Source organism: Rhizobium sp. CRRU65 (assembly GCF_048551595.1).
GTDB classification, from domain to species: Bacteria; Pseudomonadota; Alphaproteobacteria; order Rhizobiales; family Rhizobiaceae; genus Rhizobium; species Rhizobium leguminosarum_J.
Genome location: NZ_JBLYZH010000004.1, coordinates 185,365 through 209,293 on the forward strand (window position 1 = coordinate 185,365; position 23,929 = coordinate 209,293).

Consider the following 23,929-nt stretch of genomic DNA (forward strand, 5'->3'; position numbering starts at 1 on the left):
TAGCGGCTTGCCGTGCGAGTCGCAATCGAGAGGGATCTCAGTGCTTGGCTTCAGGAAGATGCGTCACGCCGCCGTTCGGCGGCAGGGAGAGAAGATGGGGCACGTCACGCGCCGGTCGCGGCGGACTGATGTGATAGCCTTGGATCTCGTCGCATTCCTCGCATTCGAGCAGCGCCAGCTGCGCGGCCGTTTCGACGCCCTCGACGGTGACGCGCATGCCGAGCGCATCGCCGAGCAGGATGATCGCGTGCATGATCGCATGCGCTTCCTTGTTGTCGACGATGTCGTTGACGAAGGACTTGTCGATCTTGATCTTGTCGAAGGGGAAGCTCGAGAGATAGCTCAGTGAGGAATAGCCGGTTCCGAAATCGTCCATCGAGATGCGGATGCCGCGCTCCTTCAGCGCATGCAGGATCGGCAGCACGTCGCTTAGATTTTCCATCAGCACGCTCTCGGTGATTTCGAGTTCAAGCCGCGACGGCAACAGCGCAGCGGCGGCAAGCGCCTCGCTGACATCTCGCGTCAGGTCGCTGCTGCTGAATTGGATTGCCGAAACGTTGACGGCGATCTTGATGCCCTCCGGCCATTGCGCTGCATCGTTGCAGGCCCGGTGCAAAACCCAACGGCCGATATCAACGACAAGGCCCACCTCTTCGGCAAGCGGAATGAAATCCATCGGCGGAACGCGGCCTCGAGCCGGGTGGTTCCAACGGATCAACGCTTCGAAGCCACAGATGCGCCGCTGCACGAGGTCATAAAGCGGCTGGTAGTGCAGCTCGAATTCTTCATTCTCAACGGCTGCTCTGAGGTCCGCCTCCAGTGCGTGGCGCAGCTGGATCTGCGCTTCCATCTCGCTGGCGAAGAAACGTTCGCGTTTGCGGCCGTCCGCCTTGGCATGTGACAGCGCCACGCCGGCATTTTTCAACAGGATATCGGTTTCCTCGCCATCCTCAGGGGCGATTGCGATGCCCATGGAGACGCTGAGCTCCACCTGTTTTTCGCCGTGGAGGAATGGTTTGGAAAGCTCCCGGCGGATCCGCTCGGCAAGCGCCGTCACGTTCCGGGGCTGCTGCCTGCCCGTCTGCAGGATGGCGAATTCGTCCGAGCCGAGGCGCGCCAGGGTGTTTTCCGAACCGGCCGAGGCTCGGATGCGCTCGGCGACCTGCAGCAGGATCTTGTCGCCGGCCGAAACGCCCATCGTGTTGTTGATCGATTTGAACCGGTCGAGATTGAGGTGAACGAGGGCAATCTGCTGATCTGGCCTGCGCTCTGTGAGCGTCGCATCCACCTGCTCGCGGAAATGGATGCGATTCGGAAGGCCGGTCAGCGGGTCGTGGTGGGCGAGATAGGTGATGCGCTCGGCCGCCCTTCGATCCTCGGTAATATCGGCATGAATGGAAATGTTGCTGCCGTCGGAAAGGATAGTCACCATGCTCTGGATGATGCGGCCATCGTCCATCAACCATTCGCGCCGACGGAGACTACTGCTCCTTGCGGTTGCGGAGGAATGTCGCCCGGACCGCCGGCCGGGCTTGGCGCTGGCGCTCTCCGTGCCGCGCATTTTGGCCGTGAGATCGGCGATTGTCGCGCCGGCAATGACATCTTCGTCCGTCAGGTCGAAGAGCTGGCGGAAGCGGGTGTTGGAAAGCGTCAGCCGCTGGTCGGCGTCGAAGACGCTGAGACCGAGCGGCAGGTTGTTGAGGATGATTTCGAAGAGCTTTTTCTGTCCGTCGAACGCTTTGCTGAGGGCGGAAATATTGCCTCTCAGCGCATGGTTTTCCCTTAGCAGCGTTTCCGCGCTTCTCTCGATTTCGTCATAGTCGCTTTCATGGACGCGATAGGTCGCGATCACAAGATCCATCAGGCGCTGCGCATCGATCGATCCATCGGCGGTGACGGCCTCGGTACATTGCCGCCAGAAGAGTGCTTCAGCTTTCATGTGAATGCGTCTCGCGGGACGACAGCGGAGGGAAGCGTCCTCGTTTGATGAACGTGCCTCATTTCGCCGGACATAGAAGACCTTTCTAAAATGAATACAGAGATTGATTTTGATAAGCTGGACGCCTGCTGGTGATGCGTGAATGCCCATTTTGTATGGCCCGGATTAATATTCGGTTGCAGTGCAGCAGAGACCTCGCGGCGTTAGACGTCTGTTTTATATGTGAAAAATACCTGAAATACGGAGAAAAGCGGCCCCCTGATGCTGGCAGAGGCCTGCGCTCGCGCATTCCGTTAACTTTTGTCAATCATCGTTAATGAGAAGTTAACAACTTATTGACGCACTGCGCAAATCAGTTTAACCACCGAGTCAACAGTGATTTTCCCAGTTCGTATTGCGTACAAACACCACCGGCAAAAGGCGGTGAATGGAGGTTTGTATGACCAGCACCACATCCGTTTCAGACACGTCATATGCATATCTGGCGACTCTTTCGCGTCTCGATGCCAATGGCGATGGCGTCCTCAGCCGCGGCGAACGTGCCGCCGATGAGAAGCCCGGCATCATCAAAGAACTCCTCGACGAGGACAAGAACAGCGAGACGCAGCCGAAGTTTTCCGGCAGCCTGATTGCGCTGATGATGGACACGCGTGACAGTGCCACGGCAAGCAGCATTGCCGTTTCCTATCCATTGCAGCAGACCGCGCCGCCGACAGGCGATCAGCCCGAGGATCTCTACCGCAAGACCTACGGCCAGTTCGATTTCGACGCGGTCGCCTGAATGGCGTGCCGATCCGGATGATCAAGCCGGCCGTTGGTCGGCTTTTCTCGTTACGTCTTCTTCGTGCGATCTTCCTCGGTCAGGAACACCTTCCGGTTTGACACGTTCAGAAGGACAACCGGACGGAAGGAGATCTCCATGAAAGCCATGCGCATTATCGCCGCCCTGAGCCTGCTTGCGGTTGCATTGCCGGCGGGCGCTCAGGACAAGCAGACGGCGGTTGCCAATTTCGTCGGCAAGGACGGCAAGGAGGACGGTCGCGCGCAACTGACGGCTGCCGCCACTGGCGGCGTCCTGATCGAAGTCGAGATATCGGGACTGCCGGTGAATAAATGGGTGGCCTTCCATGTTCATGAGACCGGCCGCTGCGACGCCGCGACCCATCACGAATCGGCGGGCGGCCACTTCAATCCTGAGAAGGCCGAGCACGGCATTCTTGCCGCCAAGGGTCCGCACGCCGGCGATATGCCCAATCAATATGTCGGGCAGGACGGCGTGCTGCGGGCGCAGGTCTTCGACAGCATGGTCACGCTCGACGGCAAGACCGACGGCATTCGCGGCCGTGCATTGATGGTGCACGCCAATTCGGATGATTATCGAAGCCAGCCTTCGGGTGATGCCGGGGAAAGACTTTCCTGCGGCGTCATTCAATAGGCTATGGCGCAATTCTCAGATCGGCATCGATTAACAACAAAATTGGGAATTCGAAGTGCACAGCGCCGCGGGTCTTAAAAACACCCGCGGCGCTGCAATGTCTTACTGCCGCGTCGGCGTCGGTTTTTCGGCCGTCGCCTTGCCGTTGGACGTTTTTGCCGGCGCGGCATCTGAAGCATCCGGCGCAGCGTCAGGATTATCGTCGAAGGCGAGTTTCACGCGCTTCACCATGTCACGGCTGACCAGCCACCAGTCACCGGTCTTTGCCCAGTAGCGCAGCGCTACGGAGATCGTGCCGTCACCAAGGCTGTCGATGAAGACGCTGGGTGCCGGTGACGTCAGCACCCTGGAATCGGCTTTGGCAAGGTTCATCAGCCTCTCCATCGCCAGATCGATGTCATCCTCATAGGCGACGCTGATTTTCAGCTCGTTCCGCCGGGTGGGTTCGCGGCTAAAATTGGTAATCGGCGTGTTCCAGAGCGTCGAATTCGGCGCCAGCCGGTAAAGCCCGTCGCCGGTTTTGAGCTCGGTTGCAAACAATCCGATTTCGCGTACCGTGCCGGCCACGCTGCTGGTCTCTATATATTCGCCGACGCGGAACGGCCTGAGGATCAGCAGCATGATGCCGGCGGCGATATTCTGCAGCGTGCCTTGCAGCGCCAGTCCGATCGCCAGGCCTGCCGCGCCGAGGGTTGCGATGATCGAGGCGGTCTGGACGCCGAATTGACCGAGCACGGTGATGAACACCAGAATGAGCAGGGCATAGCGCAGCACATTGGTGAAGAAACGCGCTAGCGTCTCGTCGATGCCATGAACGCGCGACAGGCCTTCATAGGCCCAACGACTGGTAAAACCGGCCAGCGCCCAGCCAAGAACGAGAAGGATCACCGCCCCGAGGACAGAGAAGGAATATTGCACGGCAAGCGCGCTTGCCTGGCTGAGCGCCGTTTGCGTGGCGAGGAGGACATCGGCTGCCTGGTGTTCCATGATCTGGCCCTGTCGATTGTGCGTGATCGGGGCCTAGATGGAGCGGCTGGCGGCAGCGTCAACCGCAAGCGGCGTCCCGGATAGCAAGGACGAAGGGCGCGTTGCCGTCGGCATCGGCGCCACGTCCGATTGCCCGCACCGCCGCAACCAGCCGGCCGCTGCGGCCGAGCAGCGCGTCACCGATTTGGATCAGCCGGGCATTCGGTGTCGCGAAAGGCGAGGCGGCCCGCAGCCGGCGGGCAAGCGTTTCGTCGCTTTGATCGGGTGCCAGCGACAGCGCGGCGATGAGGGCTGCGGCCGGCGATCGCGACACACCCATCCAGCAATGGATGAGCAGCGGCGTCTCCTGCCGCCACGAGGCGGCAAAGTCGATAATCCCGCGCACATGCGTCTCATCAGGCGCTACGAGATTGCCGGTGCCCTTGAAGACGATGTCGTTCATAGCAAGCGTCAGATGACGTTCGGCCGCGATCACGCCCGGCCGGTGAAAGGCCTGCTCCTTGGCGATCAGGCTGATCATGTCGCGCGCCTTGTGGCGCACCGCCATCTCCGCGATGCGCGACAGCGGCGAGACGACGATGAAGGTCACGATACCATCTCCCGCTCGACCTCGATCGCGGCGAAGCGCTCGCAGAACAACCGCTGTGCTTCGATGGCCGGCAAGGGCTCGATCATCAGCATGTCCTTGCTGATGCCGCGCGGCTGGCCGAAGAATTTCTGTGCCTCGGCAGGTGTGAAACCGGCAAGCACGGTCGCTTCGAAATAGGCGGCGATCGTATCGGCCTTTTTGATTCGGTCCTTGAGGTCGCGCGAGGGATGCGGCGGCAGGCCGAAGCGCAGGTGCACGGCGGCCTCCAGCCGCTTTTCCACCGTCTTGTAGCCGCCGCCGACCACCGATTTGAATGGCGATATCATGTCGCCGATCACATATTCGGGCGCATCGTGCAGCAGCGCCATCAGGCACTCCTGCGGCCGCGCGTCGTTGAAGCGACGGAAGATATCCTCGACGACGAGACTGTGCTGGGCCACCGAGAAAGCATGATCTCCGGAGGTCTGGCCGTTCCAGCGGGCCACACGCGCAAGCCCATGAGCGATGTCGATCAGTTCGACATCGAGCGGCGAGGGGTCGAGCAGGTCGAGCCTGCGCCCGGACAGCATGCGCTGCCAGGCACGCGGAGCTTTCGGTGTTGTCACGCGCTGGCCTCGTCGGCGCTGGCGGGAAAGACGAGACCGGACCATGCCGGCAGGACGAGGGACACAGGCGTGTCGCCGGCGAGCAGCGGCGTGCCTGCCGCCATCGCCGCGCCGGCGCGGTCGATGCGCACGATCGCAAGTCCATTGCCGCCTTCGACCGAACCGAGTGTTCCCACAGGCTTGCCGGCGGCGGTGATCTCCGTCCCGGTCCCTGGCAGGGCCGTTGCGGCGGACACTGTCACGACGCGCCGGCGCGCGGTGCCGCGATGGTGCATGCGCGAGACGACCTCCTGGCCGACATAGCAGCCTTTCCTGAAGGAGAGGCCACCGTTGAAATCCATCAGCACGTCATGCGGGAAGGCGTCCTGCAGGGCAAAGTCAGATCCTGATGTGACGATGCCGTGGCTGATGCGCAGCGCGTCGTAGAGCACTTCTGCACCATCGCCGTGTCTTCCTGCCCGACGGGTGAGCGTGACGCCCGCCTTGGCGAAGCGACTGTCTCGGGCACCTTGGCTCTCCCGGACGCCCTCGGCACCCTCGTCCCAGGAAACGGTAACGCCCTCTTCGGTGCTTGGCGAAAGTGTGACGGCGGCGCGCAGCTTGTACATCGTCAGCCGCTTCAACAGGCCGTCGCGCTGGCCGGCATCGGTTTCGATCATGTAGCCGTCGCCGTCCTGCCAGATCATGAAGTCGAACAGGATCTTGCCTTGCGGCGTCAAGAGTGCCCCGGGCCGCGCCTCATCAGGCCCAAGCGCGGTGATATCGGTGGTGATCAGGTTCTGCAGGAAGGATTGGGCTTCCGCGCCGCTGACGAAGAGCAATGAGCGGTCTTTCAGGAATACGGCTGGCATGGCGGAACCTGTCGCGTTGGTCATCGCTCAGAGGTATGTCTTCATGAGGTGGATCGCAAGCGCCATGCGAACGTGGAAAGCGCAGCCAAGACGGGCATCAATCGCCCGCTGTGAAGAATTTCCATTTACCCTGAGGCGTAATGCCGAGGCGGTAGAAATTATATCCGCCGAATTCCTGCATGTCGGAGAGATCGCCGGCAGTGACGATGCGCAGCAGTTCAACACGCTCCGGCGGCGTCAGCGTCTTCAGGTCCTTCTCGGCAAAATAGGGCCAGACATACATGTCGTCTGCTGTGCCCTGGCCGACATGTACGAAGCCGGTCGAGACGATGTCGAGCATGATGGCAAGGATCTCGTCACCGTCAGGATCGCCCGACAGATCCTTCAGCGTGCCGATCGGATCGTCGGTCGGTTCGCCCACAGTCACCTGTGTCTGGTCGGCACCAGTGCCCATCAGCGGCCGCAGTCGCTCGAGATCGCCGGAGGCGGCCGCCTCGACGATCTGCTCGCGCATCTTGCGAACCGGCTCTGGCACCTTGCTGATGTCGTAGATCACCTCGGCAGGCTTGGAATTGTCCTGAGCGCCCGGCGTCTTGTCGACACCCTGATTGTTCTGGCTGTTGACCAGCGGATCGGCCATGGGAACGCCGGGAGTGGTCCCGCCCTGCGGCTGGCTCTGACCCTGAGCGCCTCCCTGTGCGGGCGGCGTCTCGTTGGCGGCCTGGCCGGGGATCTTGTGCAGTTCGGAAAGCGCGTAGGCTGCCGGCGCAAGGAAAACATTGCCGGCGGCGAGGCTGAACGCAAGCAGCACCGGCGCGAGGGAAATTCGCGAAACTTTCTCTTTACCGGTGTGCATCAAACTCTCTGATAACAATTATTGCAGGGTGCGGTTCGCGGAGAATTCGCCGGCAAGCATGCGCTCACGCAGCGAATCCAGCAGGGCTTCGGCGCTCTTTTCCCCATGCAATCTGATTGTCTCGCGCAGCGCATGTGCAATGGCGGCATCAGCGATGATTTCAGGCTCGATCCCGTCGGCCATGCCGTCGGCCCAAGCCTCGTTCTGGTACTCCAGAGCTGCCTGCATCTTTTCGTGGACGATCATGTCGTCGATGTCGTTGAGGCTTGCTTCCATTGTCTTTTCCTCAGAACTTCTCATGTCTTACTGCACCGTTAACAACACTAACAGCCTTTTCCCAAAACGACACGTCCGCTTGCGAAAACAGGTTAATTAAACGTCAATTTCCAAAGCGCGAGGTAATTTCTGTGGCAAGTGTTGCACCTTCGTTACGGTAGCGCTCTTCTGCCACGATGGCCGCCGGGGTGCAATCCGTATAGACCGAGGCGAAGGCGCGATAGCCGCGATTGAAGGCCGCTGTCAGCTTTTCCTTGCGCTGCGGCTCGTTGCCGGTCTCCGAATCGAGCAACTGCTGCATGCTGTTTCGCCACTCGTCGCCGCCAGGCGCCTTGCAGAGCGTTCTCAGATAATGCACCGAACCCAGCACCTCGGCGAACCGCGCCAGCTTGTCGTCATAGGGCACGATCACAGCAGGTGGGGGCGCAATTTCCTCCTGCTGTGGAGGCGGCGTATTCTTGCCCTGCGCCATCGTGGGGCCGGCGAGCACGAGCAGGGACAGGAAAACGCGTCGAACGGGAATCATGCACCCAGTTGATACGTTGAGCATGACGGCAACAAGGCGTGCTTCAAAGTTTCCACGTCTATTCGCCGCCCGCCAGCCGTTCCGCGCATTCGAGCACGCTCTGCGGCACGGGCAGCCGCCGGATTTCCTCCACCGTGTACCAGCCGAGGGCGGCCGCATCGTCGGCGGCTTCCGCCACCGCGTCTTCATCCGCATCGACCCGAAAGACCGATAGCAGGAAATGGCTGTTGACGCTGCCGTCGGCCGCATGCGTCTTCAGGTCGTAGGTCGAAAACAGCCGCGGATTCCGTGCCGAAATGCCGGTCTCTTCATGGAGTTCGCGCAATGCCGTTTGCTCCGGCGTTTCGCCAGGCTCGGCCCGCCCGCCGGGAAAGGCATACATGTCGGCGGAAGGCGGATTGCGTCGCAACACCAGAAGGAATCGTCCATCACGTTCGAGAATGGCGGCTGAGCCGGGTTTAGCGGTGGAGGTCATCGGGACTGCTCTTGCTGTGATGGCTCATCTTATCGAATGAATAGTGCCACGAGGATTCGAAAGGTGCTTCCGTGACCTACATCATTTTTGCGTTTGCTGCCCTCTTCGAGATCGCCGGCTGCTTTGCCTTCTGGGCATGGCTGAAACTCGAAAAACCCGTCTGGTGGCTGGCGCCGGGCATGGTCTCCCTGGCGCTTTTCGCCTGGCTTCTGACGTTGGTGCCGAGCGAGGCCGCCGGCCGCGCCTTCGCAGCCTATGGCGGCATCTACATCCTCGCTTCGCTGCACTGGCTGTGGCTGGTCGAAGCCCGCGTGCCTGATCGTTACGATATCGGCGGTGCGCTGATCTGCCTTGCCGGCGCCAGCCTCATCCTCTTCGCGCCGAGAGGCTGAGGCGTCTTGACGGAGCACCGGCCGGGTGCAAAGACAAGCCGATGTGTGGACGCTTCGCCCTGACAATCTCCAGCGTCGACCTGCGCGACGTCTTCTCCGGTCTCGATTTCGACGATTTTCCGGCGCGCTACAATATCGCGCCGACGCAACCGATCCTCGTTGTCATATCAGGCGAGGGCAGGGAGCAGGGCAGCAACTTGGCCGACCGGCGCGCCGTGCTCGTGCGCTGGGGCCTGACGCCGGGTTGGGTCAAGGATCCGAAGGATTTCCCGCTGCTGATCAACGCGCGCTCCGAAACCGCGATCGGCAAGGCCTCCTTCCGCGCCGCCATGCGTCATCGCCGCGTGCTCATCCCGGCCTCCGGTTTCTATGAATGGCATCGTCCGTCGAAGGAAAGCGGCGAGAAGCCGCAGGCCTACTGGATCAGGCCGCGCCGGGGTGGGGTCATCGCCTTTGCCGGGCTGATGGAGACATGGTCCTCGGCCGACGGGTCCGAGGTCGATACCGGCGCGATCCTGACGACATCAGCCAATTCAGCCATATCAGCGATCCACGATCGCATGCCCGTCGTCATCAGACCTGAGGATTTCACGCGCTGGCTGGATTGCAAGACTCAGGAGCCGCGCGAAGTGGTAGACTTGATGCAGCCGGTTCAGGATGATTTCTTCGAGGCCGTACCGGTCTCCGACAGAGTCAACAAGGTTGCCAACATGGGCCCCGACCTGCAGGCGCCGGTCGTCGTCGAAAAGCCGCTGAAGGCGCCCGACAAGCAAAAGCCTGACGGCGGCCAACTCAGCTTCTTCTGAACACTATCCGCCATCCCTGCAGGCCGTCGGCGACCTATCGGCGCCGACGTCTCACATAAGCGACGGCGATGCATCGCTTCCTCCATCAGGTTTTTCGCGTTGTGCTTGGTCGCCAGAGCGTTGTCGGGAGATTTCCGACGATCGCCTCGTCATTCGCTTCGTCAGCGGTGCCTAACGCATGTAACCCGAAAGCACGCGTGATTCCAATTTGAAGCCTTCCGCTTCAAGCGGATTTTTTGACGCTGGTCGGCTTATGCTTCGCCATCAGCGATGCTGCGGCAACAGCCTTCAGGCCGACGGGGCGATAATTGGCGGCGAGGTCTGGCTTGGCCGCCTGCTGTTCGCCGGTACTGCTCTTCTTCGAAGTCACGATACTCTCCTTGCGTGGTTCTTCCCTGGGTATTTTATAGTTTGATGTTTCATCACGAATAGCGACAAAACGGGGGCGTCGCTTATCAGGATTTGTAAACGCGCACCATAATTCGCGAGGCTTAACTGAAGCCTACGTTGGTTAATACTTACTGAAGAGAGCAGTTCCAATAAAAGTCTGAAAGCGGTTTTCTGGGGAAAAGCGCAGAACAGCTTCATCCGGATAAAACGCATGCTTTTCCCGGGGATACGTCAGAACGAAGGGAGAGAAGCATTTCCGTCATTCCAAGAAATCCGGAAATGCTAGGAGATCAGATGTGCCGGCCGATATCGTCGTCGCCGATGCCCGGCTCCTCGATCGTCAGCGTCCCGTATTTCCGCCGCCATTTACGGGCGCCGAAGGGAAGCGATACGAGGTAGGCGGCCACGGTGAAGACCATCACCTCCCAGGTGTAGCTCATCAGCAGAGCCACATAGAGCACGACGCCGAGCATCATCGGCAACACGAGGTCGCGCCGCAAGCGGTTGCCTTCCGATTTGCCCGACCAGACCGGCAGCCGGCTGATCAGCAGGAAGGCGATGAGCACGGTGTAAATCGACGAGATATAGGCGAAGGTGCGATCCGTCGCCAGCCCGAGGAAGCCGAGATAGACCGGCAGCAGCACAAGCATGGCGCCGGCCGGCGCCGGCACGCCGACGAAATATTCCGATTGCCAGCTCGCCTTGTTCTCGCGTTCGGCCATGACATTGAAGCGGGCAAGGCGAAGTCCGGCGGCGATCGCATAGATCAGCGCGGCGATCCAGCCGAGCGAGCGCGCCTGGTCGAGCGCGAAGACATAGACGACGAGGGCGGGTGCGACGCCGAAATTGACGATGTCGGCAAGCGAATCCATCTGCGCGCCGAACTTAGAAGTCGCCTTCATCAGCCGCGCTACGCGCCCGTCGATACCGTCGAGGAAGGCGGCGAGCAGCACCATGGAGACGGCGAGCTCGTAACGATTCTCGAAAGCCAGCCGGATGCCGGTCAACCCGGCGCAGATCGCCAGAATGGTGATAAGGTTCGGAAAGACGAGCCGGAGCGGGATTTCGCGCAGACGCGGGCCGCGGGCGGAATCATCCGGCCCATTGGGCTCGAAAGGCGGAAAAGGCGTTTCCATATCGCGTTCCAATCGTTCCTAAGGCAATTCCAGCAACAGTGCGTAGCGCTTCTGCACTTCCGTGAAAAGCTCACCCGCTCTAACTGCGGCGGCTGATGACGGGACCCTTGGCGGAGGCGAATTCGGCGATGACGGTTTCTCCCGCAACCGCCGTCTGGCCGAGCGAGACGCGCGGCGCAGCACCGGCGGGCAGGAATACGTCGAGCCGCGAGCCGAAACGGATCAGCCCGAAGCGCTCGCCGGCATCCACCGGCTCGTTGGGGTTTGCCCAGCAGAGGATGCGCCGCGCCACGAGGCCGGCGATCTGCACGACGCCGATCTGGCCGTGGCGGGTTTCGATCACCAGCCCGTTGCGCTCATTGTCCTCGCTCGCCTTGTCGAGCTCGGCGTTGACGAAGCTGCCGGAGCGGTAGTTGATGCTGATGATGCGCCCGCGCATCGGCGCCCGGTTCACATGGCAATTGAAGACGTTCATGAAGACCGAGATGCGCAGCATCGGCTCGGAGCCGAGGTTGAGCTCGGCCGGCGGGGTCACCATCTGGATCGCCGAGACCTTGCCGTCGGCGGGAGAGATCACCAGGTCGTCGTCCTGCGGGGTCACGCGCTCCGGATCGCGGAAGAAATAGGCGCACCAGAGCGTGAAGATCATGCCGATCCAGAAGAGCGGCTTGAAGATCCATCCCAAGACCAGCGATGCGACGAAGAAGGCGGCAACGAAGGGATAACCCTCCTTGTGCACGGGGACGATCGTGTTGCGAACCGTGTTGAACAGGCTCATGCTGCCGGTCTCCTTGCGTTTTCATTTTTGCTGGTTAGCGAAAAACCGTCTCCGGGGCAATGCTGCGGCATCGGCCCTGGTTCCCACGCCGGGTTTCTGAACAACAAAAGCCGGCCGGCGTCGGTTTCCCCCTCAGCTTGCCGGAGCAAGTCGTGTTATCACGCCGAGGTCGTCGCTTTCGCGCACCTGCTTCAGATGTTCCTCCGCCTGTGTCGCCTCGCGCTGGCGGTTCCACATCGAGGCATAAAGGCCGTTCCTTTCGAGGAGGGCTGCATGTGTTCCGCGCTCGGCGATCTCGCCGCTTTTGAGCACGATGATTTCATCGGCGCTGATGACAGTCGAAAGCCGGTGGGCGATAACAAGCGTCGTGCGGTTCTTCGAAACCAGGTCGAGTGCTTCCTGGATTTCTCGTTCCGTCGTCGTGTCGAGCGCCGACGTCGCCTCGTCGAGGATCAAGATCGGTGGCGCCTTGAGGATGGTGCGGGCGATCGCCACCCGCTGCTTCTCGCCGCCCGAAAGCTTCAGCCCGCGCTCGCCAACCTTGGTTTCGAAACCCTCGGGCAGCGTTTCGATGAAATGTGCGATCTGCGCCACCTCGGCCGCTGCAAAGACCTCGCCGTCGCTGGCCGATGTGCGGCCGTAGCGGATGTTGTAGGCGACCGTGTCGTTGAAGAGCACTGTATCCTGCGGCACCATGCCGATCGCCGTACGCAGGCTCTTCTGCGTCACCTTGCGGATATCCTGGCCGTCGACGGTGATCGCGCCGCTCTGGATATCGTAGAAACGATAGAGCAGGCGCGACAGCGTCGATTTGCCCGCACCCGACGGACCGACGACGGCGACCGTCTTGCCGGCCGGCACCTCGAAGGAAATGCCCTTCAGGATCGGACGGGCCGCGTCGTAGGCGAAATGCACGTCCTTGAAGGAGATCGCGCCCTGGCCGATCCGAAGTTCGGTCGCATCGGGCGCGTCTTTGACTTCGGTCTGCACCTCAAGCAAATCGAACATCTGCTCGATATCGGTCAGCCCCTGGCGAATTTCCCGGTAGACGAAGCCGATGAAGTTGAGCGGTACGGAAAGCTGCAGCAGCATCGAATTGACGAAAACGAAATCGCCGACCGTCTGCTCGCCGCGCTGCACGGCCAGCGCCGACAGCACCAGCATGATGGTCGTGCCGATGCCGAAGATGACGCCCTGGCCGAAGTTCAGCCAGCCGAGCGAGGTCCAGACATCGGTTGCCGCCTTCTCGTAGCGTTCCATCGATTTGTCGAAGCGCTTGGCCTCCATCTCTTCATTGCCGAAATATTTGACGGTCTCGAAATTGAGGAGGGAGTCGATCGCCTTGGTATTGGCGTCGGTATCGCTATCGTTCATCGACCGGCGGATGGCGATGCGCCAGTCGGATGCGCGGATCGTGAACCAGATATAGGCCCAGACGGTAAAGGCGGTAACGGCGAGATAGGAGAAGCCGTAGCCCCACCAGAAGATCACTGCCGTCAGCAGGAATTCGATGACGGTCGGGACCGAATTGAGGATCGTGAAGCGCACGATCGTCTCGATGCCCTTGGTGCCGCGCTCGATGATGCGCGACAGCCCGCCGGTCTTGCGCTCCAGATGGAAGCGCAGCGACAGCTCGTGCATGTGCACGAAGGTCCTGTAGGCGAGCTGGCGCACCGCATGTTGTCCGACGCTGGCAAAGAGCGCGTCGCGCAGCTGATTGAGGCCGAGCTGGATCAGCCGGGTGATGTTATAGGCGATGACAAGCGCGATGGCGCCGGCCAGCAGCGGCGGCACCGAGCCGGCAAGATCCATCCTGCCATTCAGCGCATCGGTCGACCATTTGAAGAAATAGGGAACGAGCAACAGTACGAATTTGGAGATCAGCAGAAAGACCGAAGCCCAGACGACGCGCATCTTGAGGTCGGGCCGGCCGGCCGGCCACATATAGGGCCAGAGGTTGAGAAGCGTCTGCGGCAGGTTGGATTCCGAGACTGTCTTGCCGTTTGCCATGATTGTCTCCAGCCCGGATGGGCTTGCCGCGATTGCGGCGATTCGATGCCGGCAAGAGCGCGGAACCGGGACGTGCCTGAAAGCGCTTCCCACAACCCGCAGCCGCCACCGCCAGATAGGGTGCCGGGCGGACGAATACAACAATTGCTGGGGTAAGGAAACGACGAGGCCGGGCGCTTGTCCCGCCCGGCCTCGTCGTGTTGTTTTGCAGCTTAGAGATGCTGGCCGGACATGCGCTTGCGGTGCAGCTCTTCGGCATTCGGCAGTACATCCTTCGGCAGGCCGAAAATCTGGCCAGGGCGGATGCGATCGGGATTGATGATCTTGTCCTCGTTGGCGATGTAGATCGTCGTGTAGCGAACGCCGAGACCATAGGTACGGCGCGAGATCTGCCAAAGCGTGTCGCCGCGGCGAATGATGACCGCCGCGTTGTTCGCCGTCAGCGGCGCCTGTTCGATCGTCTTCGGCTGGTTGCTTCCGACCTCGTTTGCAGACGGCGTTGCCGGCGCGGGTGCGGCGGTGAGCTCGGCAATCATCCCGCCCAGCTTGTCGAGTGCGGCGCCGACCGACTTCGCATCCCCAGGCAGGCCCTGCAGCAGCTTCAGCGCATTGCCGGCGACCTGTGAGGAGGAACCTGACGCTTGCTTGAAGACATCAGGCGCATCGGCGGCCGGGCGGAAGTCTGCGACGGAGCGCAGCGCAAAGTCCGTTGCCGAGCGTGCTGCCGCAAGCTGTTCGGCGCCGGGCAACTTGCCATCGGCAAAAAGCCCCTTCAGCAGGCCGAAGGCCTTGCCGACTTCGGCTTTCAGTTTGCGGAGCTCGCCTTCGTCAAGCGGAACCATCGAGGAAGCACCGTTCGCATCTGCGGGGGCCGATTGCGCGGCGACCCTCACCTGATCGCCGGCGGGGCGATTGAAATTCACCGACGCACGCACGATCACCTTGCCAGTGGGATCGACGACATCGACGCGGATCTTGTGGTCGCCGACCGAAAGCGCCACCACACCGTCGATGACGAAATGGCCGTCGGAGCCGGCAGTATCCTGGCCGACGAGGCTGTCGTCGGCATAACCGATGACCTTGGCATTGGAGCGCGTCGTGCCGGCAATGAAGATCTTGTTGCCTTCGATCTCGACGGCATTGACCATCACGTCGGGTGCATTCGTCTTATCCGGTGCGGCAGTGCCGGGAATGGCCGGTGCCGTATCAGCGCCGCCGGAGGGTGTGTCGGTGAGGTTCGGCGTCTGCAGCGCCAGCTCGCCGGTTGGTGCAGCCGAGCTTTCACCGGTTGCCGGCTTGTCCGCAGGCGGCGCCATCGGATTGGAGGCGTCGGCAACTTCGGTTCCGGCCTTCGGCGCGGTGATGATGCGGCTCGCCGCGCCGGGTTTGGAAACCATGGCGAGCAGATTGGCGCCATTGCCATCCTTCGGCACGGAAATGGTCGCGACTTCTTCGGAAAGCGTGCTCTTGCCGTCCTTGCCCGTGAACTTGAGCACCAGCTGGTGGTCGCCGGCTGGAAGCGGATCGTCGAGAACGGCAGCAAAATCGCCACTCGCATCGACATTGGCCGTCGTCACCACCTTCTCGCCGTCGAGCACCTCGAGCTTGCCGTTCGGTTCGGCGGAACCGGCAATCACCGTCGATCCGTCGGGCTCGACGCGCAATACGTCGAAGGCGGGAAGTTTCGGGCCGGTATTTTCCGCTGCCGTATTCGCCCCAGGGGCGGTCTCCGGCGCACCGGTCAGCGCAACCTCGGCCTTGGCGATCGCGGCAAGCGCATCGGCGATGTTCTCGGGCAGCGACCGGACGATGGCGAGCGCCTTCGCGCCACCGTCCTTGGCCTTGGCGGCAAGGGTCTGGGTCGCGGGATCGAGGCCCTCGGGAATAGTGAAGCCGGCAAGTGCGGTCAGCGCGTTGACGGCCTTGGTTTTGGCGGCAGTGAAGACATCGATGGCAGGGCCTTTGCCGTCGGCAAACAGCGCCTTGAGCTCGCTGAGCGACACGCCGGCATCGGCCGAAAGGCGGCCGACCTGATCGGCGACCGCAGCCGCATCGCCCACAGCGGAGCGCGATGTCTTTGACGCCTCGTTAACCGTGTTCTTGAGCTCCGTGCTCGCCTGGTTGATGGCGTCGCCGACCTTGGTTGCATCGCCGCCGATACGCGGCATGACGACAAACACCATCAGTAGGATTGCGATTGCGAGGACTGCAAGAGCCAGCAAGCCGGCACGGTTCTTCATCATTATGTCTCCCAGAGCGGCAATTTGCCGTAATACCCAAAATTGCTAGCGATTCCCGTTGCTTTCCACAAGCATTCAAAGCAATTAGGCAAGCTAGGCACGCTGCTTTTCAGTCAATTTTCTTGACTGCATTGAAATGGAATAGTTGTTTTGCCCTCATGACCGAACAATCTGTATCGATTCGATCCATCTGCGTTTACTGCGGCTCCAGGCCGGGACGCGATCCTTCCCACATGGCGGCCGGGCGTGCTCTCGGAAGAGAGATCGCCGAATACGGCCTGCGCCTCGTCTATGGCGGGGGTACCAAAGGCATCATGGGCGCGGTTGCCAGCGGCGTGCTTTCAGGCGGCGGTCAGGTCACGGGCATCATTCCCGAATTCCTGATCGATATGGAAGCGACTCGCCACTCGCTCGGTCAGCTGAACGAACTCATTGTAACCCCTGACATGCATGCGCGCAAACACACCATGTTCGAGCGCTCCGATGCCTTCGTCGCGCTGCCCGGCGGCATCGGCACGCTGGAGGAGATCGTCGAGATCATGACCTGGGCGCAGCTCGGCCGCCACGAGAAGCCGATGGTCTTCGCCAACGTCAACGGTTTTTGGGATCCGATGATGGAACTGATGCGCCATATGACCGAAGAAGGCTTCCTGCACACCGCCCACCGGGTGCAGCCACTCGTCGTCGACGAGATCCCCGGCATCATTCCGGCGATCATGGCCCAGGCAGCCCAGCTCGCCGCCGATCGTGACGGCGAGGACGAGGTGATTTCGAAGATGTAGGGATTCAATGCATGTCGCCCAAAAGTGTCCAGCGGTTTTGGGACAAAGACATGCATAAAACAAAGACCTGAAGCGCGTCGCATGAATCCGATTCGACGTGACGCGCTTTAGCGCCTCAGCGCCCGCGGCTTCCCTTCAGCATCGACCAGCTATAGAGGAACAGCCCCGCCCAGATCAGCGGGAAGGCGATCATGCGCGCCGTGCCGAATGGCTCGTGGAAGACGAAGACGGCGATCAGGAAGATCATCGTCGGCGCGATATACTGCATGATGCCGATCGTTGAGAGTTTCAGCAGCTTGGCGCCGTTTGCATAGATCATCAGCGGCACGGCGGTGATGACGCCGCAGCCGAGCAGCAGGGTCGTGTCGGCAAGACCGGTGCGGTACAAATGGCCCTGGCCGCTGCCGAATTCCAGATAGAGAATGTAGAGGAGGGCCGGCCCGCTGAGGATCAGCACTTCCAGGAAGAAGCCCTGGTTCGGCCCGAGCGGCAGCGTCTTGCGCAACAGGGCGTAGAACCCCCAGCTGACCGCCAGCGTCAGCGCCACCCACGGGATGCCGCCGCTGTCCAGCGCGAGAATGGCGACGGCAAGCGCCGCAAGCGCGATCGCCGCGATCTGCAGCGGTTGCAGCTTTTCCTTGAGGAACACCGCGCCGAGGAAGATGCTGAACAGCGGATTGATGAAGTAGCCAAGTGCTGCGTCGAGCGAATGGCCGGCGCCGATCGCCCAGACATAGGTGCCCCAGTTGACGGTGATCAGCGACGCCGTCAGCGCCGCCATCGCCAGCATGCGCGGCGAACTGAGTGCTGCGCGGATATCCTGCGTGCGCCCGAGCACGATCAGCACGATGCCCGCCACCGGCAGCGACCAGACGATACGATGGGCGATCACCTCGGCCGGCGAGATATGCGCCACCGCCTTCATGTAAATCGGCAGAAAGCCCCAGAGCAGATAGGCCGTCAGCGCGAAGGCGAACCCGCGCGGACTGTCTTCGTTCTTGGCCAACGGAACGGATGCATCGGTCGACATCGGTGTTTCCATCTTTGTTCTTCTTCTGATCCGGCCTAGCTTAAGCGCCGTGAATAGGCCAATTCATTTCGTTGAATGAAGGGTAGAGGATTTGAACCCGGAGACGAAGCGATAGACGATAATATATCCGACGTCCGTCGCTGGAAGACGAAGTCCGAAGGAAGCGAACGGTATTCGGGCGAGGGCTGGGACCCCTACGCCGAGCCGCGGAAAAGGTTTATTCCGCCGCGATCTTGCCCGCCAGCTGCCGGTTCTTCATCAGCTTGTAGATGACCGAATCCATTAGCGCCTGGAACGAAGCGTCGATGATGTTCTCCGAGACGCCGACCGTCCACCAGCGCACCCCGTCGCTGTCGGTGGATTCGATCAGCACGCGGGTGATCGCCTCCGTGCCGCCATTGAGGATACGCACCTTGAAATCGGCGAGCACCAGATCGTCGATCTCGTGCTGGTACTTGCCGAAATCCTTGCGCAGCGCGAGGTCGAGCGCGTTGACCGGGCCTTCGGCATCGGCAACTGACATCAGCGTCTGGCCGTCGATGGTGATCTTGACCACCGCCTCCGAGACGATCTTCACACGGCCGAGACTGTCGAAGCGGCGCTCGATCATCACGCGGAAGCCTTCGATGGTGAAGAATTCTGGGATCGTGCCGAGCGTGCGGCGGGCCAGCAGCTCGAAGCTCGCATCCGCGCCCTCATATGCATAGCCGATCGATTCACGTTCCTTGACGATCGAGATCAGCAGGTCGAGCTTCGGATCGTCCTTGGCGACCTCGATGCCGCGCCGCTTCAGCGCATTGATGAAGTTCGCCTTGCCGCCCTGGTCGGAGACCATGACCTTGCGGAAGTTACCGACGGTTTCAGGCGGCACGTGTTCATAGGTCCGCGGATCCTTGAGCAGCGCCGATGCGTGGATGCCGGCCTTGGTGGCGAAGGCTGAGGCGCCGACATAGGGCATCTGGTGATCCGGCGAGCGATTGAGCAACTCGTCGAAAGCATGCGAGAGCCGGGTGAGGTTGAGCAGCCGCTCCTCGTCGATCGCCGTTTCGAAACGGCTGTTGTAGGCGCTCTTCAGCGCCAGCGTCGGGATCAGCGTCACCAGATTGGCATTGCCGCAGCGCTCGCCGATGCCGTTCAGCGTACCCTGGATCTGCCGGACGCCGGCGTCGACGGCGGCAAGCGAATTGGCAACCGCCTGACCGGTGTCGTTATGCGCATGGATGCCAAGACAGTGGCCGGGAACGCCTGAGGCTATCACCGCCTCGACGATGGCGCGCACCTCCGGCGGCTGCGTGCCGCCATTGGTGTCGCAGAGTACAACCCAGCGGGCGCCACTCTCATAGGCCGTCTTGGCGCAGGCGAGCGCATAGGCCGGATTGGCCTTGAAGCCGTCGAAGAAATGCTCGCAATCGACGATCGCCTCCTTACCCGCGCCAACCGCCGCCTTGACGCTTTCGGCGATGCATTCGAGGTTTTCCTCGTTGGTGCAGCCGAGCGCCACCGCGACATGATAATCCCAGCTCTTGGCGACGAAACAGATGGCGTCGGATTTTGCCTGCAGCAGCCCGGCAATGCCGGGATCGTTGGAGACCGAAACGCCCGCCCGCTTCGTCATGCCGAAGGCGACGAAACTGGCCTGGCTGGTGCGCTTCTCGCTGAAGAAGGCGGTATCCGTCGGATTGGCGCCGGGATATCCGCCCTCGACGTAGTCGAGGCCGAACTCGTCCAGCATGGCGGCAATCGCAATCTTGTCCTCGACGGAAAAATCGATGCCGGGCGTCTGCTGCCCGTCCCGAAGCGTCGTGTCGAAGAGGTAGATGCGTTCTTTCATGTCGTTTCCTCCCGCCAAGCGGGTTGTAATGAAGTGCGGATGCTGCCCCTCATCCGGCTGCCGCCACCTTCTCCCCGTTATGACGGGGAGAAGGGATATGCCGCACCGTATCGCGGGGCACGTCCCCTCTCCCCGCGGGCGGGGAGAGGGTTAGGGTGAGGGGCTGCCCCCAATGCTAACGATCAGTCTTGCTTCCTGGCAAACTTATCCGTCGCCCGGATCAGCCGATCGAGAATCCCCGGCTCCGAATAGGCATGGCCCGCACCCTCGATCAGGTGGAACTCCGCCTTCGGCCAGGCCTTGTGCAGCAGCCAGGCATATTTGGCCGGGCAGGGCATGTCGTAGCGGCCATGCACGATGACGCCGGGAATATCCTTGAGCCTGCCGGCATCGCGGATCAGCTGTCCCTCGTCCATCCAGCCGGCATTGACAAAGAAATGGTTCTCGATGCGCGCAAATGCATAGGCGAATTCCGGCTCCTCGAACTTGAAGCTCGTCGAAGGTTCCGGCAGCAGCGTGATCGTTTCGCCTTCCCAGATGCTCCAGGCCTGCGCCGCCGCGAGGCGCACATTCCTGTCCTCATGCGTCAGGCGGCGATGATAGGCATGCATCATCTCATGCCGCTCTTCCGGCGGAATCGGCGCGATGAACCGCTCCCACTTGTCAGGGAACATCTCCGAGACGCCGAATTGATAATACCAGTCGAGCTCGGCCTTGGTCAGCGTATAGATGCCGCGCAGGATGAGCTCGGAGACGTGCTGCGGATGCGTCTCGGCATAGGCGAGCGCCAGCGTCGAGCCCCAGGAGCCGCCGAACACCTGCCAGCTGTCGACGCCGGCCATCTCGCGCAGCCGCTCGATATCGGCGACGAGGTGCCAGGTCGTGTTGGCATGCAGTTCCGCATGCGGCGTCGACCTGCCGCAACCGCGCTGGTCGAACAGCATGACGTCGTAGAGGGCGGGATCGAAGAGCCGGCGATGGGCGGGCGAGATGCCGCCGCCCGGGCCGCCATGCAGGAAGACGGCGGGCTTGGCGCCAGGCGTGCCCGAGCGCTCCCAATAGATCACATGGCCGTCGCCGACATCGAGATGGCCGGAAACATAGGGTTCGATTTCGGGATAGAGCGTGCGCAGTATCTCGGTCATATCTTCACGCCTTTCGCCGGCCAGACTTCGGTGTCGTGATCGGGATGCTGGAAGGAGATGATCGCCTCCTGCCGGGAGTAGAAATCCTGATCCTTCAGCACCGGCGCCTCGAAAATTTCCTCGACCCAGGGCAGGCGGGCCTCGTAGTTGACCTGGATCAGCGGTGCGAGGTCGCTGCGGTCGTCGAAGGTGCCGATCGCAAGCTCCAGCCCGCCCGGATGACGATAGGTCATCGGCGTGCCGCAATTGTTGCAGAAGCCGCGTTCGATATTGACCGAGGACTGGAAGTAGTTCGGCTCGCCGCGTGTCCACTCCATCCCTTCCTCAGGCGCGGTAACGAGCGCCGAGAAGAAGCCGCCGAACTGCTTCTGGCACATGCGGCAATGGCAGATTGAGGGTCGCCCCAGTCTGCCCGAGATGCGGAAGCGCACGGCACCGCACTGGCATCCGCCTGTCTTGATCGTGTCCGTCATGAGGTTTCTCCGAGGGGCCAGCTTTTCGTGTCGTGGTCGGGGTGTTGATGGTTGCTTGCCGCGATCGCATTCTCGCGGTCGGGCGTTTCAGCCTGTGGTTCCAGCGGCAGGCCGTCCAGCGCGTGAAACCAGGACATCTTGCGGCCGGTGTTCGATTGCATCACCGGCTTGACCGCATCGGGATCATCGAGCGATCCGAGCGTGATGTTGATGAATTCCGCCTCCGGAATATCGTAGAACAGCGGCGTGCCGCAATCGCCGCAGAAGCCGCGCCGCACCAGATCCGAGGACTGAAACCATTTCGGCGCGCCGCGCGTGAAGGTAAAATCGCTGCGCATCACGCCGGCAAGCGGCATGAAATAATTGCCCGCCGCCTTCTGGCACATGCGGCAATGGCAAAGATGGGGATAGCCGAGTTCGCCTTTGGCGCGGTAACGCACCGCCCCGCACTGGCACCCGCCGCTTTTGTCTGATTCCGTCGTCATCCGATCTCCTCGGGTGGCCATGCCTGCGTCTCATGATCAGGATGCTGGCAGGAGACAAGCTCAAGCAGGAAGGGGGCGGCTTGCGCATCCTCTTCCGTCCGGTGGCCCGGCAATTCGTGCAGATGATCGACGAAACCGATCTTGCCCTCGATGCCGAATTGGATCACCGGCGGAAACGCCGAAGGGTCGTCAAAGGCGCCGGCGGCAATCGCCATTCCATCCGGCGCCTCGTAGGTTAGCGGCGTGCCGCAATCGCCGCAGAAGCCACGCTCGACGAAATTGGAAGAGCGGAATCTTTTCCGCTCTCCGCGTGTCCATTCGAAATCGGCGCCGCGTACTGAGACCAGCGGCGCATAATAGGCACCGAACGCCTTCTGGCACATGCGGCAATGACAGATCGACGAATCCTTGACGTCGCCGCTGACGCGGAAACGGATTGCTCCGCATTGGCAGCCGCCGGTATAGGTGGTCATCTCTTGACCTCCCACGTCGTCACGCGCTCGCCCGTTACCGCATCCTTGCCGTCCTTCAACTGGATGCCCTTCGCCGTCAGTTCGTCGCGGATCTTGTCGGCCTCGGTGAAGTTCTTCGCTTTCAGCATTTCGAGACGCATTGCGACCAGCGCATCGACCGCCGATGCGACGGCTTCGTCGATTTCCATCTTTTTCGGCAGCAAGCCCAGCAGGTCGGCCGTTGCGGCAAAGACGGCACTGGCTGTGGGATCCGTATGCGCAGCTTGCGCCAACGCATGTAATGCCTGCACCGCGGCCACCGTATTGAGGTCGTCGGAAAGCGCGTTCAGCACGGATTCATCGGGCGCCGCATCGCCGACTTCTGCCGCCGGCCATTTGGCGAGCAGACGTTCGGCTTCTTCCAATCGCTTGATCGAGAAATCGATCGGCTCGCGGTAATGCGTCATCAGCATGGCAAGGCGCAGCACCTGGCCCGGCCATTTGCGGCCGCCGAAGGTTTCCGTGTGCAGCAACTCGTGGATGGTGACGAAATTGCCTTCGGATTTCGACATCTTGCGGCCTTCGACCTGCAGGAAGCCGTTATGCATCCAGACATTCGCCATCACCTCGGTACCGTGGGCGCAGCGCGACTGGGCGATTTCGTTTTCATGATGCGGGAAGATCAAGTCCAGCCCGCCGCCGTGAATGTCGAAGACATTGCCGAGATAGCGCTTGCTCATCGCGGAGCATTCGATGTGCCAGCCGGGCCGGCCACGGCCCCATGGGCTCTCCCAGCCGGGCTCGTTGTGGCTCGACAATTTCCAGAGCACGAAATCGCCAGGATGCTTTTTGTGTGCGTCGACAGCGATGCGGGCACCCGCCTGCTGCTCGTCGAGCGGACGCTTCGAAAGCTGACCGTAATCCGCCATGGATTTGGTGTCGAACAGCACTTCGCCCGATGCAACATAGGCATGGCCGTTGCCGATCAGCTTCTCGATGATCTCGGTCATCTCGACGATATTGTCGGTGGCGCGCGGCTCGAAGTCCGGCTCCAGGCAGCCGAGTTCGGCGACATCGGTGTGAAATTGCGTCTCAGTCTTTTCCGTGACCGCGCGGATCGCGTCGTTGAGCGGCAGGCCCGGATGGTCCCGAAGCGCGCGCGCATTGATCTTGTCGTCGACGTCGGTGATGTTGCGGGCATAAGTGACGTGGTCTTCGCCATAGCCATGGCGCAGCAGCCGGAACAGCACGTCGAAGACGATGACCGGCCGGGCATTGCCGATATGAGCGAAGTCATAGACAGTCGGGCCGCATACATACATGCGGACATTGTTTGGATCGATCGGCGAAAAGACCGATTTTTCCCGTGTCAGCGTGTTGTACAGCTTCAGTTCCGGCGTCGCGTCCATTTCACTCTCCCAAATGCACGATCAGAAAAAT

Annotated in this window: 26 protein-coding genes; 5 read left to right on the plus strand and 21 right to left on the minus strand. The window is 61.5% G+C overall.

Annotated features, from left to right (window positions below):
* Positions 1-37: 37 nt before the first annotated feature.
* Positions 38-1,939 (minus strand): putative bifunctional diguanylate cyclase/phosphodiesterase, encoded by a 1,902-nt coding sequence (locus ACM5SV_RS09905; RefSeq protein WP_222014321.1) that lies wholly within the window; start codon positions 1,937-1,939, stop codon positions 38-40.
* A 427-nt stretch (positions 1,940-2,366) separates the two neighbouring features.
* Here ACM5SV_RS09905 and ACM5SV_RS09910 point away from each other — a divergent pair, with 427 nt between their 5' ends.
* Positions 2,367-2,720, plus strand: coding sequence for a hypothetical protein (locus tag ACM5SV_RS09910; RefSeq protein WP_222014320.1), 354 nt, complete (start codon positions 2,367-2,369; stop codon positions 2,718-2,720).
* Positions 2,721-2,858: 138 nt separating this feature from the next.
* Positions 2,859-3,374 carry a superoxide dismutase family protein gene (locus ACM5SV_RS09915; protein WP_012756798.1) on the plus strand — a complete coding sequence of 172 codons (516 nt, stop codon included), beginning with the start codon at positions 2,859-2,861 and terminating at the stop codon, positions 3,372-3,374.
* A 102-nt stretch (positions 3,375-3,476) separates the two neighbouring features.
* Here ACM5SV_RS09915 and ACM5SV_RS09920 read toward each other — a convergent pair whose 3' ends face one another.
* From ACM5SV_RS09920 to ACM5SV_RS09955, 8 genes are all read right to left on the minus strand, one after another.
* On the minus strand, positions 3,477-4,361 hold the full coding sequence (locus tag ACM5SV_RS09920) for a mechanosensitive ion channel family protein (RefSeq protein ID WP_222014319.1): 885 nt from the start codon (positions 4,359-4,361) through the stop codon (positions 3,477-3,479).
* A 58-nt stretch (positions 4,362-4,419) separates the two neighbouring features.
* On the minus strand, positions 4,420-4,950 hold the full coding sequence (locus tag ACM5SV_RS09925) for a tyrosine phosphatase family protein (RefSeq protein ID WP_113547993.1): 531 nt from the start codon (positions 4,948-4,950) through the stop codon (positions 4,420-4,422).
* Positions 4,947-5,555: a YfbR-like 5'-deoxynucleotidase gene (locus ACM5SV_RS09930; RefSeq protein ID WP_011651215.1), complete on the minus strand. Its 609-nt coding sequence runs from the start codon at positions 5,553-5,555 to the stop codon at positions 4,947-4,949. Before ACM5SV_RS09930 ends, ACM5SV_RS09925 begins: the two co-directional genes overlap by 4 nt.
* Positions 5,552-6,406 carry a YgfZ/GcvT domain-containing protein gene (locus ACM5SV_RS09935; protein ID WP_419425182.1) on the minus strand — a complete coding sequence of 285 codons (855 nt, stop codon included), beginning with the start codon at positions 6,404-6,406 and terminating at the stop codon, positions 5,552-5,554. Before ACM5SV_RS09935 ends, ACM5SV_RS09930 begins: the two co-directional genes overlap by 4 nt.
* A gap of 97 nt (positions 6,407-6,503) precedes the next feature.
* Positions 6,504-7,262 carry a hypothetical protein gene (locus tag ACM5SV_RS09940; RefSeq protein WP_113547992.1) on the minus strand — a complete coding sequence of 253 codons (759 nt, stop codon included), beginning with the start codon at positions 7,260-7,262 and terminating at the stop codon, positions 6,504-6,506.
* Positions 7,263-7,280: 18 nt separating this feature from the next.
* Entirely contained in the window at positions 7,281-7,538 is a 258-nt protein-coding gene (locus ACM5SV_RS09945; RefSeq protein WP_003546972.1) for a hypothetical protein, read from the minus strand.
* Between the two features lie 103 nt (positions 7,539-7,641).
* Complete coding sequence (locus ACM5SV_RS09950) at positions 7,642-8,088, minus strand: TIGR02301 family protein (RefSeq protein ID WP_171815676.1); 447 nt, start codon at positions 8,086-8,088, stop codon at positions 7,642-7,644.
* A 34-nt stretch (positions 8,089-8,122) separates the two neighbouring features.
* Positions 8,123-8,539 (minus strand): NUDIX hydrolase, encoded by a 417-nt coding sequence (locus ACM5SV_RS09955; protein ID WP_012756805.1) that lies wholly within the window; start codon positions 8,537-8,539, stop codon positions 8,123-8,125.
* 71 nt (positions 8,540-8,610) lie between these two features.
* Between ACM5SV_RS09955 and ACM5SV_RS09960 the strand changes: the two genes are divergently transcribed.
* Positions 8,611-8,931: a YnfA family protein gene (locus ACM5SV_RS09960; RefSeq protein ID WP_012756806.1), complete on the plus strand. Its 321-nt coding sequence runs from the start codon at positions 8,611-8,613 to the stop codon at positions 8,929-8,931.
* A 41-nt stretch (positions 8,932-8,972) separates the two neighbouring features.
* Positions 8,973-9,737, plus strand: a complete 765-nt coding sequence (locus ACM5SV_RS09965) for an SOS response-associated peptidase (RefSeq protein ID WP_012756807.1) — start codon at positions 8,973-8,975, stop codon at positions 9,735-9,737.
* A 223-nt stretch (positions 9,738-9,960) separates the two neighbouring features.
* Here the strand turns inward: ACM5SV_RS09965 and ACM5SV_RS09970 are convergent, their stop codons facing one another.
* From ACM5SV_RS09970 to ACM5SV_RS09990, 5 genes are all read right to left on the minus strand, one after another.
* Entirely contained in the window at positions 9,961-10,107 is a 147-nt protein-coding gene (locus ACM5SV_RS09970; RefSeq protein ID WP_003558132.1) for a hypothetical protein, read from the minus strand.
* 310 nt (positions 10,108-10,417) lie between these two features.
* Positions 10,418-11,263, minus strand: coding sequence for a CDP-diacylglycerol--serine O-phosphatidyltransferase (pssA, locus tag ACM5SV_RS09975; protein ID WP_012756808.1), 846 nt, complete (start codon positions 11,261-11,263; stop codon positions 10,418-10,420).
* A 79-nt stretch (positions 11,264-11,342) separates the two neighbouring features.
* A complete protein-coding gene (locus ACM5SV_RS09980; RefSeq protein ID WP_012756809.1) occupies positions 11,343-12,041 on the minus strand; it encodes a phosphatidylserine decarboxylase in 699 nt (232 codons plus the stop codon).
* Between the two features lie 132 nt (positions 12,042-12,173).
* Positions 12,174-14,051 carry an ABCB family ABC transporter ATP-binding protein/permease gene (locus ACM5SV_RS09985; protein WP_113547987.1) on the minus strand — a complete coding sequence of 626 codons (1,878 nt, stop codon included), beginning with the start codon at positions 14,049-14,051 and terminating at the stop codon, positions 12,174-12,176.
* Positions 14,052-14,263: 212 nt separating this feature from the next.
* Positions 14,264-16,294: a LysM peptidoglycan-binding domain-containing protein gene (locus tag ACM5SV_RS09990; RefSeq protein ID WP_012756811.1), complete on the minus strand. Its 2,031-nt coding sequence runs from the start codon at positions 16,292-16,294 to the stop codon at positions 14,264-14,266.
* 155 nt (positions 16,295-16,449) lie between these two features.
* Here ACM5SV_RS09990 and ACM5SV_RS09995 point away from each other — a divergent pair, with 155 nt between their 5' ends.
* Positions 16,450-17,073, plus strand: coding sequence for a TIGR00730 family Rossman fold protein (locus ACM5SV_RS09995; protein ID WP_003546992.1), 624 nt, complete (start codon positions 16,450-16,452; stop codon positions 17,071-17,073).
* Between the two features lie 115 nt (positions 17,074-17,188).
* Here the strand turns inward: ACM5SV_RS09995 and rarD are convergent, their stop codons facing one another.
* The 7 genes from rarD to cysS form a co-directional block, all read right to left on the minus strand.
* Positions 17,189-18,103, minus strand: a complete 915-nt coding sequence (gene rarD, locus ACM5SV_RS10000; protein WP_222014318.1) for an EamA family transporter RarD — start codon at positions 18,101-18,103, stop codon at positions 17,189-17,191.
* Positions 18,104-18,320: 217 nt separating this feature from the next.
* Positions 18,321-19,934, minus strand: a complete 1,614-nt coding sequence (gene cimA, locus ACM5SV_RS10005) for a citramalate synthase (RefSeq protein ID WP_012756813.1) — start codon at positions 19,932-19,934, stop codon at positions 18,321-18,323.
* A 182-nt stretch (positions 19,935-20,116) separates the two neighbouring features.
* Entirely contained in the window at positions 20,117-21,079 is a 963-nt protein-coding gene (pip, locus tag ACM5SV_RS10010) for a prolyl aminopeptidase (RefSeq protein WP_222014317.1), read from the minus strand.
* The gene (locus ACM5SV_RS10015; protein WP_012756815.1) at positions 21,076-21,552 is read right to left on the minus strand and encodes a GFA family protein; all 477 of its coding nucleotides are present in this window, start codon (positions 21,550-21,552) and stop codon (positions 21,076-21,078) included. Before ACM5SV_RS10015 ends, pip begins: the two co-directional genes overlap by 4 nt.
* The gene (locus ACM5SV_RS10020) at positions 21,549-22,037 is read right to left on the minus strand and encodes a GFA family protein (protein ID WP_012756816.1); all 489 of its coding nucleotides are present in this window, start codon (positions 22,035-22,037) and stop codon (positions 21,549-21,551) included. The genes ACM5SV_RS10015 and ACM5SV_RS10020 overlap by 4 nt, the downstream gene beginning before the upstream one ends.
* Positions 22,034-22,510 (minus strand): GFA family protein, encoded by a 477-nt coding sequence (locus ACM5SV_RS10025; RefSeq protein WP_222014316.1) that lies wholly within the window; start codon positions 22,508-22,510, stop codon positions 22,034-22,036. The genes ACM5SV_RS10020 and ACM5SV_RS10025 overlap by 4 nt, the downstream gene beginning before the upstream one ends.
* Complete coding sequence (gene cysS / locus ACM5SV_RS10030; RefSeq protein ID WP_222014315.1) at positions 22,507-23,898, minus strand: cysteine--tRNA ligase; 1,392 nt, start codon at positions 23,896-23,898, stop codon at positions 22,507-22,509. Before cysS ends, ACM5SV_RS10025 begins: the two co-directional genes overlap by 4 nt.
* Positions 23,899-23,929 lie beyond the last annotated feature (31 nt).

Excerpts from the sequence above, each read along its gene's own strand:
- ACM5SV_RS09980 (WP_012756809.1), bottom strand. The coding sequence starts at position 12,041 with ATGAGCCTGTTCAACACGGTTCGCAACACGATCGTCCCCGTGCACAAG.
- ACM5SV_RS10025 (WP_222014316.1), bottom strand. The coding sequence starts at position 22,510 with ATGACCACCTATACCGGCGGCTGCCAATGCGGAGCAATCCGTTTCCGC.
- ACM5SV_RS09965 (WP_012756807.1), top strand. The coding sequence starts at position 8,973 with ATGTGTGGACGCTTCGCCCTGACAATCTCCAGCGTCGACCTGCGCGAC.
- ACM5SV_RS09905 (WP_222014321.1), bottom strand. The coding sequence starts at position 1,939 with ATGAAAGCTGAAGCACTCTTCTGGCGGCAATGTACCGAGGCCGTCACC.
- cimA (WP_012756813.1), bottom strand. The coding sequence starts at position 19,934 with ATGAAAGAACGCATCTACCTCTTCGACACGACGCTTCGGGACGGGCAG.
- rarD (WP_222014318.1), bottom strand. The coding sequence starts at position 18,103 with ATGTCGACCGATGCATCCGTTCCGTTGGCCAAGAACGAAGACAGTCCG.
- pip (WP_222014317.1), bottom strand. The coding sequence starts at position 21,079 with ATGACCGAGATACTGCGCACGCTCTATCCCGAAATCGAACCCTATGTT.
- pssA (WP_012756808.1), bottom strand. The coding sequence starts at position 11,263 with ATGGAAACGCCTTTTCCGCCTTTCGAGCCCAATGGGCCGGATGATTCC.
- ACM5SV_RS09915 (WP_012756798.1), top strand. The coding sequence starts at position 2,859 with ATGAAAGCCATGCGCATTATCGCCGCCCTGAGCCTGCTTGCGGTTGCA.
- ACM5SV_RS10015 (WP_012756815.1), bottom strand. The coding sequence starts at position 21,552 with ATGACGGACACGATCAAGACAGGCGGATGCCAGTGCGGTGCCGTGCGC.
- ACM5SV_RS09940 (WP_113547992.1), bottom strand. The coding sequence starts at position 7,262 with ATGCACACCGGTAAAGAGAAAGTTTCGCGAATTTCCCTCGCGCCGGTG.
- ACM5SV_RS10020 (WP_012756816.1), bottom strand. The coding sequence starts at position 22,037 with ATGACGACGGAATCAGACAAAAGCGGCGGGTGCCAGTGCGGGGCGGTG.
- ACM5SV_RS09945 (WP_003546972.1), bottom strand. The coding sequence starts at position 7,538 with ATGGAAGCAAGCCTCAACGACATCGACGACATGATCGTCCACGAAAAG.
- ACM5SV_RS09990 (WP_012756811.1), bottom strand. The coding sequence starts at position 16,294 with ATGATGAAGAACCGTGCCGGCTTGCTGGCTCTTGCAGTCCTCGCAATC.
- ACM5SV_RS09910 (WP_222014320.1), top strand. The coding sequence starts at position 2,367 with ATGGAGGTTTGTATGACCAGCACCACATCCGTTTCAGACACGTCATAT.
- ACM5SV_RS09920 (WP_222014319.1), bottom strand. The coding sequence starts at position 4,361 with ATGGAACACCAGGCAGCCGATGTCCTCCTCGCCACGCAAACGGCGCTC.
- ACM5SV_RS09955 (WP_012756805.1), bottom strand. The coding sequence starts at position 8,539 with ATGACCTCCACCGCTAAACCCGGCTCAGCCGCCATTCTCGAACGTGAT.
- ACM5SV_RS09985 (WP_113547987.1), bottom strand. The coding sequence starts at position 14,051 with ATGGCAAACGGCAAGACAGTCTCGGAATCCAACCTGCCGCAGACGCTT.
- ACM5SV_RS09950 (WP_171815676.1), bottom strand. The coding sequence starts at position 8,088 with ATGCTCAACGTATCAACTGGGTGCATGATTCCCGTTCGACGCGTTTTC.
- cysS (WP_222014315.1), bottom strand. The coding sequence starts at position 23,898 with ATGGACGCGACGCCGGAACTGAAGCTGTACAACACGCTGACACGGGAA.
- ACM5SV_RS09995 (WP_003546992.1), top strand. The coding sequence starts at position 16,450 with ATGACCGAACAATCTGTATCGATTCGATCCATCTGCGTTTACTGCGGC.
- ACM5SV_RS09935 (WP_419425182.1), bottom strand. The coding sequence starts at position 6,406 with ATGCCAGCCGTATTCCTGAAAGACCGCTCATTGCTCTTCGTCAGCGGC.